At 24.4% G+C, this 12,978-nt stretch carries 11 protein-coding genes, 2 tRNA genes and 1 riboswitch; of the genes, 10 read left to right on the top strand and 3 right to left on the bottom strand.

Features of this window, described 5'->3' with window-relative positions:
* Positions 1-109: 109 nt before the first annotated feature.
* Positions 110-2,266, top strand: a complete 2,157-nt coding sequence (locus tag BUA70_RS05505) for a Tex family protein (RefSeq protein WP_072894465.1) — start codon at positions 110-112, stop codon at positions 2,264-2,266.
* Positions 2,267-2,328: 62 nt separating this feature from the next.
* Positions 2,329-2,452: riboswitch (FMN riboswitch) on the top strand.
* A gap of 105 nt (positions 2,453-2,557) precedes the next feature.
* Positions 2,558-3,145, top strand: coding sequence for an ECF transporter S component (locus BUA70_RS05500; RefSeq protein WP_072894461.1), 588 nt, complete (start codon positions 2,558-2,560; stop codon positions 3,143-3,145).
* An 85-nt stretch (positions 3,146-3,230) separates the two neighbouring features.
* Here the strand turns inward: BUA70_RS05500 and rimI are convergent, their stop codons facing one another.
* From rimI to tsaE, 3 genes are read right to left on the bottom strand one after another with little or no spacing between them, the layout of a single operon-like run.
* Positions 3,231-3,671, bottom strand: a complete 441-nt coding sequence (gene rimI / locus BUA70_RS05495) for a ribosomal protein S18-alanine N-acetyltransferase (protein ID WP_072894458.1) — start codon at positions 3,669-3,671, stop codon at positions 3,231-3,233.
* Positions 3,672-3,673: 2 nt separating this feature from the next.
* Positions 3,674-4,378: a tRNA (adenosine(37)-N6)-threonylcarbamoyltransferase complex dimerization subunit type 1 TsaB gene (tsaB, locus tag BUA70_RS05490; RefSeq protein ID WP_072894455.1), complete on the bottom strand. Its 705-nt coding sequence runs from the start codon at positions 4,376-4,378 to the stop codon at positions 3,674-3,676.
* Positions 4,372-4,836 (bottom strand): tRNA (adenosine(37)-N6)-threonylcarbamoyltransferase complex ATPase subunit type 1 TsaE, encoded by a 465-nt coding sequence (tsaE, locus tag BUA70_RS05485; RefSeq protein WP_072894452.1) that lies wholly within the window; start codon positions 4,834-4,836, stop codon positions 4,372-4,374. Before tsaE ends, tsaB begins: the two co-directional genes overlap by 7 nt.
* A 206-nt stretch (positions 4,837-5,042) precedes the next feature.
* On the opposite strand from tsaE, the gene BUA70_RS05480 reads away from it, so the two are divergent.
* From BUA70_RS05480 to BUA70_RS05445, 8 genes are all read left to right on the top strand, one after another.
* Complete coding sequence (locus BUA70_RS05480) at positions 5,043-6,032, top strand: metal ABC transporter substrate-binding protein (RefSeq protein WP_072894449.1); 990 nt, start codon at positions 5,043-5,045, stop codon at positions 6,030-6,032.
* A gap of 221 nt (positions 6,033-6,253) precedes the next feature.
* Entirely contained in the window at positions 6,254-6,874 is a 621-nt protein-coding gene (locus BUA70_RS05475) for a CBS domain-containing protein (protein WP_072894446.1), read from the top strand.
* Between the two features lie 150 nt (positions 6,875-7,024).
* Positions 7,025-7,100 (top strand) — tRNA-Trp (locus BUA70_RS05470).
* A gap of 242 nt (positions 7,101-7,342) precedes the next feature.
* Positions 7,343-7,418: transfer RNA gene (locus BUA70_RS05465), tRNA-Trp, on the top strand.
* Positions 7,419-7,606: 188 nt separating this feature from the next.
* Complete coding sequence (locus BUA70_RS05460; protein ID WP_072894443.1) at positions 7,607-8,398, top strand: polysaccharide deacetylase family protein; 792 nt, start codon at positions 7,607-7,609, stop codon at positions 8,396-8,398.
* Between the two features lie 116 nt (positions 8,399-8,514).
* Complete coding sequence (locus BUA70_RS05455; protein WP_072894438.1) at positions 8,515-8,697, top strand: alpha/beta-type small acid-soluble spore protein; 183 nt, start codon at positions 8,515-8,517, stop codon at positions 8,695-8,697.
* A gap of 223 nt (positions 8,698-8,920) precedes the next feature.
* Positions 8,921-10,081 carry a metallophosphoesterase family protein gene (locus BUA70_RS05450; RefSeq protein WP_072894434.1) on the top strand — a complete coding sequence of 387 codons (1,161 nt, stop codon included), beginning with the start codon at positions 8,921-8,923 and terminating at the stop codon, positions 10,079-10,081.
* Entirely contained in the window at positions 10,071-12,797 is a 2,727-nt protein-coding gene (locus BUA70_RS05445) for an ATP-binding protein (protein WP_072894430.1), read from the top strand. The genes BUA70_RS05450 and BUA70_RS05445 overlap by 11 nt, the downstream gene beginning before the upstream one ends.
* Positions 12,798-12,978 lie beyond the last annotated feature (181 nt).

Raw genomic sequence — 12,978 nt, 5'->3', positions numbered from 1 at the left:
GTTTTAAAAATTATATTCATTTTTAACAATATTATCTTTTATATATCCTTATAAATTCTTTTGAATTTTATGGTAATATATATAGGTGAGAAACTTTAAGGAGGAAAATATGGATAAAATAAATGAAATATTATGCAAAGAACTTAATATAAAACATTATCAAGTAGAAAATATTATTAATTTATTAGATGAAGGAAATACAGTTCCTTTTATAGCTAGATATAGAAAAGAAAAGCATGGTGGTCTAAGTGACGAAGTCTTAAGAAAGTTTAATGAAAGATTAATTTATCTTAGAAATTTAAAGGAAAGAAAAGATGATGTAATAAGGCTTATAGAAGAACAAGGAAAACTTACAGAGGATGTTAAAAAAGCTATAGAATCAAGTGAAACGCTAACAGAAATAGAAGATATATATAGACCCTTTAAACCTAAAAAAAGAACTAGGGCAACTATAGCAGTAGAAAAAGGATTAACTCCATTAGCAGAACTAATTTATTCTGGAGATTATGAAGGGGATATAGAGGAAGAAGCTTCAAAATTTATAAATGAAGAAAAGTCTGTAGATACTATAGATGATGCTTTAAATGGAGCTATGGATATAATCAGTGAAAAAATATCTGATAATGCAGATTTTAGAAAATGGATAAGACAGTTAGTTATAAAAGAGGGGATAATAGAAACTAAAGGAAGTAGCGATAGTACAACTCCCTATGAAATGTATTATGATTATAGAGAGCCTGTAAGAACTATTCCTTCTCATAGAATTCTTGCAGTAAATAGAGGAGAAAAGGAAAAAATACTTTCAGTTAAGATTATATGTGATGAAAATAAAATCATACATTATCTTCTAAATAAAAATTTAAAAGATAATAAAAAGACAGATATTTTTATAGAACAGTCTGTCAGAGATTCTTTTAAAAGGCTTATATATCCATCAATAGAAAGAGAAATAAGAAGTACCCTTACAGAAAAAGGAGAGCAAGGAGCTATTGATATATTTAAAGCCAATCTTAAGGCGCTTTTAATGCAAGCACCGATAAAAGGTAAAGTTGTATTAGGATTTGACCCTGGTTTTAGAACAGGATGTAAGATTGCTATTTTAGATGATACAGGTAAGTTTTTAGAAAAGGCCACTGTATATCCAACGGTTCCCAAAAATGATGTAGAAGGAACTATAAATGTGATGAAAGAGCTTATAAAAAAATATGATGTAGATGTGATTTCTTTAGGAAATGGAACAGCAAGTAGAGAGTCAGAAGAAATTATAGGAAGATTGATTAAAGAAATTAAAAATGAATTAGGTAAAGATATATATTATGTAATAGTAAGTGAAGCAGGAGCTTCAGTTTATTCAGCATCAGAACTTGCAACGAGGGAGTATCCAGATTTAGATGTAACTATAAGAGGAGCTATTTCTATAGGAAGAAGGCTTCAGGATCCTTTAGCTGAGCTTGTAAAGATAGATCCTAAATCTATAGGTGTTGGTCAATATCAACATGATGTTACACAAAAAAAACTAGATGAATCATTAAAAGGAGTAGTAGAAGATTGTGTAAATACGGTAGGGGTAGATTTAAATGTTGCAACTCCATCTCTTTTAAACTATATATCTGGTATAAATAGTACAATAGCAGAAAATATAGTTAGTTATAGAGAAGAGAATGGAAAATTTAAAAGTAGAAAAGAACTTTTAAAAGTTAAAAGATTAGGACAAAAAGCCTTTGAACAATGTGCTGGATTTTTAAGAGTTATGGAAAGTGATGAGCCATTAGATAATACTTCCGTTCACCCTGAATCATATAAAGTTACTAAGGCTCTTATGGATAGATTAGGATATACAAAAAAAGATTTAAGAGAGGGTAATTTATCAGATATAGATGTTAAGTTAGAAGATATTAAAATTAATGCTTTAGCAGAAGAATTAGAAATAGGAGTTCCAACACTAAAGGATATTATAAAAGAACTTAAAAAACCAGGTAGAGATCCTAGGGAGGAGTTACCAAAGCCAATTTTAAAAAGTGGGGTTATAGATATAAAAGATTTAAAGCCTGGTATGATTCTTATGGGAACAGTAAGAAATGTATCTGATTTTGGAGCTTTTGTTGATATTGGAGTTCATCAAGATGGATTAGTTCATAAAAGTCAAATGGCAGATAAATTTGTAAAGCATCCTTTAGATATAGTTAAAGTTGGAGATATAGTAGAAGTCAGAATATTAGAAGTGGATGAGAAGAGGAAAAGAATAGCTCTATCTATGAAAAAATAAATAAATTTTTATAATAGTTGAAAAAATGTAAATAATATCATATAATAAAAATGTAAAAAAATTAATATCTTCAGGGCGGGGTGTAAGTCCCCACCGGCGGTATAGCCCGCGAACCTTATAAAAAGTAAGGCCGATTCGGTGTAATTCCGAAGCCGACAGTTAAAGTCTGGATGGAAGAAGGTAATCAATTATAGATTATTCTGTAATTAAGCCCTAATGTTAATTCATTAGGGATTTTTTAATAGTCTTAAATTGAAAGCCCCAAGAAGATAAGTATTGGGAGGGTTTTACATGTATAAAACAAAAACTAGAAATTTAAATTTGCAGGTCAAAATAGCTTTGTTAGGAGCAGTAGCTTTTGTATTAATGTTTATTGATTTTCCTATTTTGCCAGCAGCTCCGTTTTTAAAAATTGATTTTGGAGATGTGCCAGCACTTTTGGGAACCTTTGCATTAGGACCAGTAGCAGGAGTTATTATAGAAGCTATTAAAGTAATTTTATATACTTTATTTAGAGGATCAGGATCTGCTATGATAGGTGAAGTTGCCAATTTTTCAATAGGTGCAGTTTGGGTTTTAACAGCAGGTCTTATATATAGAAGAGGAAAGACAAGAAAAAATGCTATACTAGGATTAACTTTGGGAGTTTTAGCATTAACTATATTTGCTGTTGTATGCAATTATTATGTATTCTTACCACTATATCAAAATATAGTACCTTCATTAAATGCATCAACAATAAATTATCTATTAACAATAATTGTTCCTTTTAATTTAATAAAAGGGGTTATGGCTTCAATAGTTACAATGGTTTTATATAAAAAAGTATCACCATTAATTCATCAAGAAGCTATGATAGCTAAAAGAAAAACAGTATAATTAAAATGTAGATAATTAATTTCATATAAAACAAAGAATCAGTACTTTTTAATAAAAACTTATTAAAAAGTGCTGATTCTTTATTTTAATATCTTTTCCACATAATAATAGCATCCTCGCCATTATTTTCGTAATATTTTTGTCTAATTCCTTCTTCTTTAAAGCCGAATTTTTTATATAGATTCTTAGCTATTAAATTAGATTTTCTAACCTCTAAGGTTAATCCCAATATATTATTTTCTTCACAAAAAGAAATCATTTTAGTTAAAATCATAGAACCTACACCATTTCCTCTATAATCAGAATGGACTGCTATATTAGTTATATGGCATTCATCAACGATTAACCACATACCTCCAAAGCCAATGACTTTATTTTTATCTTTAGCAATTACGTATCTTGCAAAAGAATTCTCTAATTCAAGTTCAAATGAATTTTTACTCCAAGGAATTGCAAAACTAGAGTTACTTATTTCTAAAACTCCATCTATATCTTCTTTAGTCATAAAAGATAAAGAAATATCCATATTTATTCTAACCCCATTTTTTTATCATATTCTCTTTCAGCTTGAGATTTTCTAAGATATAAAGGTGCAAAGGTATTTATGTCTTCAGATAAACCTTCTTTTAATAAATTTATTCCTAATTCTCCTAAAGCAGAAGCTCTAGCAAAATTACAATGATTAGGAGCAAAATTACAGTTTTCAAGATTTTCTTTAAAGAAATCTTTGAATTTATCACAACCATCTCCTATGAAAATTACCTCTTCATTTAATTCCTCTAATTTTGTCTTAAGTTCATCTACTGAAAGAACAGAATAATCTATTAATTTTTCTAATTTTCCTTTTTGTGATTTAAAAAGGCAAGTATAAACATTTCCTCTTAAAGCATCCATAATAGGACATATAATACCACTAAAAGTATTTACATTATAAGCTAAACCATCTAAAGTTGAAATAGATATACAAGGTTTTTTAGTACCCATAGCTAAACCTTTTATAGTGGCCATTCCAATTCTAAGGCCTGTAAAAGAACCAGGACCTTTAGATATAACATAGCCATCTATATCTTTTATTGTTAAATTATTTGATTTTAAAAGTTCGTCTATAAGAGACATTAATAAAACAGAATGCTGTTTTTTATCATTTAAAGTTATTTCTCCAATAAGCTTATCCTCTGATATTATTGCAACAGAGGCTGCATTTGAAGAAGAATCTACGCTTAATACTAACATAATGAAATCTCCTTTAAGTAATCATATCTTTTACCAAAATATTTTACTTTTATTTTTCTAAAGTTGTCACCTAAATCAGGCATTTTTTCTATACTAATATGGACATACTCCTCTGGAATCAGACTTTCTATGTAGTTAGCCCATTCTATAACAGAAACACCATCACTAAATATATATTCATCAAATCCTATTGCATAAATTTCATCAGGATCGTTTACTCTATAGACATCAAAATGATATAAAGTAAGCCTTCCATCATGATATTCATTGACTATATTAAAAGTTGGACTAGTTATATGATCAGTTATATTTAATCCCTTAGCTATTCCTTTTGTTATATGAGTTTTACCAGTACCTAAATCACCAGTTAAACAAAATATATCACCAGCTTTGCAAAGAGATCCTATTTTTTCCCCAAGCTGAAATGTTTTTTCTACTGTATCCACTATAAATTCCATAAATGAACTCCTTTCAGAAGTATAACACTAATTCAATATTATTCTATCCAAAAAATTAGAAAAAGAAAAGAGGACAGAGAATAAATAAAATTTATATTAAGTATTAATTAAAAATTAATTAAATTTTAATGAAAATTTAATTATATGTTTGAAAAAATAGCTGATTAGATATAAAATGTATTTAGTGTAAAAAAGGAGTGAGAGTGTTGAAAAAGTTTAACTTAAAAAAGTTTACCTTCCTTTTAATAATTATAAATATAATCTTTTTTATAGGATTAACATTAAATTCTAAACCACAAGTAACAAGTAATGTAAGTGCAGAAGAGAGAGAAGTTTATTTAAATATATTAACAACAGATAAATTAGCTTATTCAATGGTTAAAAGTATTGTAAAGGATAAGCATTATGTCCAATATATGTTTACTGATGAAAATCAAATATTAAATTATAAATATACTGATGATTCAATAAATAACGTTTCTAATATGGATTTATTTATTTATATGGGGACAGGCTATGAACCATGGATTAATGATTTTATTGGTGAACTTAAAAAAGGTAAGGTAGGTATAATAAATGCATCAAGAGGAATTAGAACAATAAATTATGATGAAGTGAAAACTTTAAACACTTATGATTTTAAAACTAATCCTTATTATTGGTTAAGTCCTGAAGATTTAAAAATATCTCTTTATAATATAAAAAGTGCAATACAAGAAAAAGATCCTAAAAATAGAGAGTATTATGAAGAAAACTATAATATAATTTTAGAGAATTTAGATGATGTTTTAAAAATTTTTAATGAAAAAATTTCTAATTTGAAACAAAATCATATACAAGTAATAGGTTCCAATTTAGACTATCTAATGAGATATTTAGGTGTAAATTATTCAAAAATAAAACAAGAAGAATTAGAGCAAAAAATTAGGGAATTAGAAGAAAATAATCTTATAGATAATAAAGAAAAGAATAAAGAGAATAATATTTGCAATATAGTGTTTTTTGATAATAATGATGAATTTACTAAGTATAGTGATAGATTAACAAATTTAAACTATAAGTGTATACTTGTAAATAAACCTAATTCTTTAGAAAGTTATAAAAATTATATTAGTACTTTAGGAGAAACTTTAGATAAGCTTATTAATGAAAATGCAAATTTAGAAAATTCAGGTGAAAATAATACTAGCAGTTAATATATTAAAGTAGTATTAATACAAATATATTAAAAGTTATTAATCTAAGTATTTAGATTAATAACTTTTTTATGTTTATTTTAAAATTGAAAAAAATACAATAAAAAAATCAATAAATACATATGAAATATAATAAAAAAATTAAAATTTTGAAAATTATGTATTTTATATGGAAAGTATATACTATAATATTATTAAGAGATATAAAGGGGGCGAATTAAATGTTAGTTAAAACAATAATGTTACCGAAAGATAAACTAACAACAGTAACATCAGAGGCTAGCATAGGAAAGGCATTAGAAATAATGGATAAACATAAGTTTTTATCTATACCAGTAGTAGATGGAAATTTGTTTAGAGGCTCTATATCTAAAAATGTTATATATCAATTTTATTTTGAAAAATGTAATGATAAAAAATCTCTTTTGGAAGATTATACTGTAGAGCATTTATTAAGAAAAGATATGCCAGTTATAAATTTACGTGAAGAGGTAGAAAAGGCAGTTGCGTTTTTAGAAAAAATGAATATATCTTTTGTAGCAGTTATAGATGAGTATGATAATTTTCAAGGTATATTAACTCATAATGCAGTTTTCCATCAATTTAATAATTTATTTGGATTAAATAAAGGAGAAAGATTAGCAGTAACTGCTTTTGATGTTCCAGGTCAAATTTCAAGATTATCTAAAATATTAACAGAAAATCAATCTGACATAATTAGTTTTGTGGTAGTAGATCCTCAAAGCTTTACAGATGTAAAAGAAATAGTAGTTAGGATGAAGACAAACAAACTTGAAGAGATTAAAAAGAAGCTTAAAGATGCTGGATTTAAAATAGTATGAGGATATAATTAGTTATAAGTTTTAAATAAAGCTCATCTTTTATGAGTTAATTATATTATGAAAGATGAGCTTTATTTATATAATTGTTTAAATTAACTTAATAAAGTATTGATTTTTTTTATAATACATTGTATAATAATTTATGTTCAAAGGGGTATGGCTCAATTGGTAGAGTAGTGGTCTCCAAAACCATTGGTTGTGGGTTCGAGTCCTACTGCCCCTGCCAGAGAATATTAAGAGAAGTTACAAATTACTTAATTTGTAACTTCTCTTTTTTAAATATTTAAGATTGCTAAAATTTACCTTTATATATCCTAATTAAATACTACAATATATTTTAAGCTTATTTATTATTATTAAAAATACTAATTATAAGTAAAATATTAAAAATTTAGATTAATATATAACAAAATAATAAAAAAATATTGACATATTATTAATAGACGTTATATAATAGTTTATGTTTGAAGGGGTATGGCTCAATTGGTAGAGTAGTGGTCTCCAAAACCATTGGTTGTGGGTTCGAGTCCTACTGCCCCTGCCAAAGGACTAGTAAGTAATTTTTACTTACTAGTCCTTTTTTTGTATTTTTAAATTTTATAAAAATTAAAAATTAATTTGTAAGAATTTAAACTTAACTTTAGGGAAAATTAAGTTTAATAGAAAAAATATTTTTATAGCAATTTTTTATATTTTTTAATAGTTACTTTTATAATATGTAAAGGAGGATATATGAAAAATATAAATAAATATAAAAAAATTTTTATATTAATTTTTGCAATAATAATTATAATTTTTATTTTTAACATTATAAGAAGTAAAAACTTAATAAAAAACAATATAGAAACAGAAAAAAGTATTCCTAAAGTAACCTTAGGTACTAGAAATTCACATATAGAAATGGTGCCTGCAAAGGAAGTATATTATACTAACATTAACAATAAAAAAATTGCTTATCTAACTTTTGATGATGGACCTTCATCAATAATTACAGACCAAATACTTGATATCTTAAAAAATTATAATATAAAAGCTACATTTTTTGTTTTAGGAAAAAATGTAGAGTATTATCCTAAAATTTTTAATAGAATCATCGATGAAGGACATTCTGTGGGGAATCATTCTTATTCCCATGAATATAAACATATTTATTATTCACCGGATAATTTGGTTAAGGAAGTTTTAATGGCTAATAATTCTATAAATAACATAGCTAAAAAAAATATGGATGTTAAAATATTTAGATTTCCTGGTGGATCCTTTGGTAAAAATATGGAACTAAAAAAAGCTATAAATAACCTAGGAATGAACTATTATGATTGGAACTGTTTAAATGGAGATGCAGAATCTCAGAATCCTTCTTTAGAAATGTTATTTAATAAGTTTATTAAAACATCACAAAATAAGGATAAATTAATAATTTTAATGCATGATACTAATGCTAAGGTTAACACAATGAAATCATTACCTAAAGTTATTGATTACCTAATAAATAATGGATATAGTTTTGATGTTTTAAAGTAGTTGGATTATATTACCTGATTTAACTTAATTTAAGTAGAATAATAAACTTTATTTGTGACAAAATAATGTTGTAAGATAAATCTTACAAAACCATAAAGCCTAAGGAGGGATTTGTTATGTCAAAGAAGTTAGTTCCAGAAGCAAAACAAGGACTTTCTAAGTTTAAAGCAGAGGTAGCAAAAGAGTTAGGAGTACCATTTAGTGATTATAATGGAGACTTAACATCTAGAGAATGTGGTTCTGTTGGTGGCGAAATGGTAAAAAGAATGGTAGAAGAATACGAAAATCATTTAAAATAGTTAATTTTAAATTATAAAATTTAATAATTAATTAAAGAAGGAAAAGTATATTAATATGGATATACCGCCTGAATGATAATTCGTATTCTAATACCTAGGAGACACTATTTATAGTGTCTCCTTTTAATATATAAATTATTACCAAATTTATCTAAAAAGTTATACAAAAAAATAAAATGTTATGTTAAAATTAGAACAAAAGTTCGAAAAAGGGTGAGGTTTTTTGGATAGAGTTAAAATATTACATTGCTCAGATTTGCATATAGATACTCCTTTTAAGGATTTACCAGAGAGTATATCAGAAAAGAGAAAAGAAGAAGTTAAAGAGACTTTTATAAATATAGTAGATTTATGCAAAAAGGAAGAAATTCAAATTTTATTAATAGCAGGAGATTTTTTTGATAACTTAAGAGTTTATAAGGCTTCAATAGAGCTTATTAAAAGAAAATTTAAAGAGATATATAAAACTAAAATTTTTATATCAGCAGGTAATCATGATCCATATAATAAGAAATCATTTTATGACTTAATACATTGGCCTAAAAATGTGTATGTATTTAAGAATAATATAGAAGAGATAGTTTTAGAAGATTTTAATACTGTAATTTGTGGTTTTTCATTTAATGAAAATTATATAAAAGAAAGAAAGCTAAAAGGATATAAGGTTCCTAAAAAATATAAAAATTATATAAAAATAATGGTTTGTCATGGAGTTTTAACCACAGAAGGGGCAGCTAATAGAGGGGAAATTTTTTATAATCCTATAGTAGAAGAGGATATAAAGAATATAGATGTAGATTATTTAGCTCTTGGACATACTCATACTTTTTCTGGAATAAAAAAAATAGGAAATACTTTTTATAGCTATAGTGGATGTCCAGAAGGTAGAAATTTTAATGAATTAGGAGATAAAGGCATTTTAATAGGAACAATAGGAAAAGAATATGCAAACTTAGAATTTAGAGCTATATGTAAAAGAAAATATATAGAAATAACTATAGATATAACAGGAGCTATTTCATATGAAGATATAGAAAAAAAAATATTAAACGAATTAGAGAATATAGAAAATAATTATAATAAAAATTTATATAAAATAATTCTTATAGGAGAATTAGAAGAGAATTTTATATTTAAAGAAGAATTATTATTAGAAAAATTAAAGGATAGATTTTTCTTTTTAAAAATTGAGGATAAAACGACCATAAAAATAGACTATACAAAAATTTCTAAGGAATATTCTATAAAAGGAATATTTGTATGTAAACTTTTAAAAAAGATAAAAGAAACTTCAGATTTAGAAGAAAAGGAGATATTAAAAAATGCTCTTAAAATAGGTGTTCAAAGTTTATTAGAACAGGAGGTGAGGCTAGATGATAATTAAAACTATAAAAATTAAAAATTTTGGTAAATTACAAAATGTAAATATATCTTTAGATAAAGGATTAAACTTAATATATGGTGAAAATGAAAAAGGAAAAACTACTATTCAGAATTTTATAAAGGCATCTTTTTATGGATTATCTAATAAAAGAAATAAAGATATAAGAAGTAATAATAGAATAAGATATGTAATTGATAGTAAGGCCGAAGGAGAAATACTTGTAAATCATAATAATAGAGATTTTATAATAAAGAGAATTTTTGGTAGCACAAAAAAAGAAGATAAGACATTAGTCTTTGATAGTATTACAGGAGAAAATATAAAAAGTTTAGCTCATGATAATATAGGAAAAGATATACTTGGATTAAGTATATCTGGATTTAATAATACTTTATTTATAGGACAATTATCTTCTGTAGTATCAAAAGAAAAAGAAGATGAAATAATGAATAAAATAACAAATGTTTTTGAAAGTGGAGAGGAAAACTTATCCTATGAAAAAGCAGTTAATTTTATCGAAAGTATGAAAAGAAATTTAACTACTCCAAGAAAAACTGGTAAATTAGATAAGCTTAAAATAAACTATGAGAATCTAATAGAAGAGAAAAATATATCAAGAAAGTTAGCTGAAGAAAATTTAAATAATGAATTAAAACTTATAGATTTAAAGGAACATAAAGATTTTTTAATAAAGGAGATAAAAAGACTAGAATTATTAAAAAAGTATTTTAAAAAGGTAAAATTAAAAGAAGAATATGATGAAATTACAGAATATTTAAAAAAGGATGAAGAACTTAAAAAAGAAAGAGATGAAGTAAATTTTATGTTGAAGGAATCATTAATAGATTATAAGTTTTTATCATCTTTAAAAGAAGAGAATAATTTACTTATTAATTTAAAAGATAATTTTAGATTAAAAAAAAATGAAGAACTAAAAATAATTGAATCTATAGATTTAAAAAATAAAGAAATAAAAAAATTTAAAAATTTTGCTTCATTAGAAGAAGATATAGAAGAAAAAATAATAAAAGTTCATATAGAAAATAGAGTATTAGAAGAAAAATTAGAAAAAATAAAGTTTTGTAAAGAGGATATTAATTCCCTAGAAAATGATTTACAAAAAAACAGTAAAGTAGTAGGACAAGCTACTCAGTTAAAAGAAGATATAAAAGAAATTCAAGATTTATTAAATGGTTATGAGGATAATCTTAAAGAATTAAAATATAGGGTTGAAAATAACAAAAACATTAAAGTGTCACATTTAGATTTAGAAAAAAAACTAAAATATTTATATTTTTATTTATCAATATCAGTAGCTTTAAGTATACTTACCTTTATATTTTTTAAAAATAAGTTATTAACATTAGTTCTTATTATTCCCATAGCATTTATTATAAAAAAAATTATAACTAATAAGGTATTATTAGACAAAGATAGTGAGGAAAAGAAAAAAGAAGAGAAGATTAAAAACTTAAAAAATAATATAAATAAAATAGAAGAAAATTTAAGTATTTATATAAAAAAATATAATTTAAAAGATTATAACGATTTAATTATTCTAATAAAGAATTATGATTCTTCAAAAATTGCTTTAGAAAACTTAAGCTTTAAAATTAATGAAAAAAGGAATGAACTTATATCCTATGAAGAGGAGAAATCTTTAGAAGAATATATGGATAATAAAAGAGCCATTGAAAGGTTATTAATGTTAACTGATAGCATTTCTTTAGAGGATTTCAAAGAAAAATATAAGGTATATAGAGGGCTGAAAAATAAAATAAATGAAGAGAATATAATATTAAAATCATTAAATAAAACTTTAGATATTTTATATGAAGAAATAGATTTAAAAGAATTAAATTTAAAAGAAAAATTATCTGAAATAGATTTAGAAGAATTACCCTTAGATAAATTAGATGACAAAATAAATTCTTTTTATAGAAAACTTCAAAAAAAAGAAGAGATAGAAAGAAGTTTAATAGGTATAGAAAAAACATATAAAACACTACTTAAGGATAGAGATTTAGAATCAATAAAAAATCAATTAGAAGATGTTATAAAAGAAGATTTAGATCTTTCTTATAAAGCAGATGAAGAAATTGAAGATGAAATTAAAGAAAAATCTATAGAACTTATAGAAGTGGAAAAAAATATAAAAGATGTGGAGAATTCTATAGAAAATGTTTTTATAGGTAAAAGACCTTTAGTAAAGGTAGAAGAGGATATTCAAAATATTAAGGAGAGAATAGAAAATAAAGAGAAAAATTTAAAGGCTTTAGAGATTTCAGAAAAATATTTAAAGGAATCTTTCAAAGAAATGCAAAAAAGTTTTGGTCCTCTATTAAATAAAGAGACAGAGAATATATTTAAAAAATTTACTGGAAATAAATATAGTGAAATAAAGATTAGTGAAAGTTATGATATAAATTTAAGGGAAAATGAAAATATTTTTAGTTGCAGTTATTTAAGTAATGGTGCATGGGATCAGGCTTATTTATCTTTAAGATTAGCTTTAATAAATTTAATTTTTAAAGATGAAATAGTTCCTATTATATTAGATGATGCTTTTGTTCAATATGATGATATAAGAATAAAAAATGTGTTAGATGAAATGGTTAATATTTCTAAAAGTAAGCAGATATTGATTTTTACTTGCCATAGTAGAGAAGTAAACTACTTAAAAGATAAATATAATGTTAATGTAATTAATATTTAAAATAAATAAGAGAATAACTTAAAGAAAAAATTAAATTTTTATTTTAAACAGTTTGATTTAAAAAATAAGTATGAGTATCTTTGAATATAACAAAGGTATATTTTAAGATAAAGTAAAAGTTTTTTAGTTTAGTTTTTAATGATATGTAAAATTATATTATTATTCTAATAGCAAGGTTTAT

The organism is Clostridium fallax (assembly GCF_900129365.1).
GTDB classification, from domain to species: Bacteria; Bacillota; Clostridia; order Clostridiales; family Clostridiaceae; genus Clostridium_AH; species Clostridium_AH fallax.
This window is presented reverse-complemented; position numbering and strand designations above follow the sequence as displayed.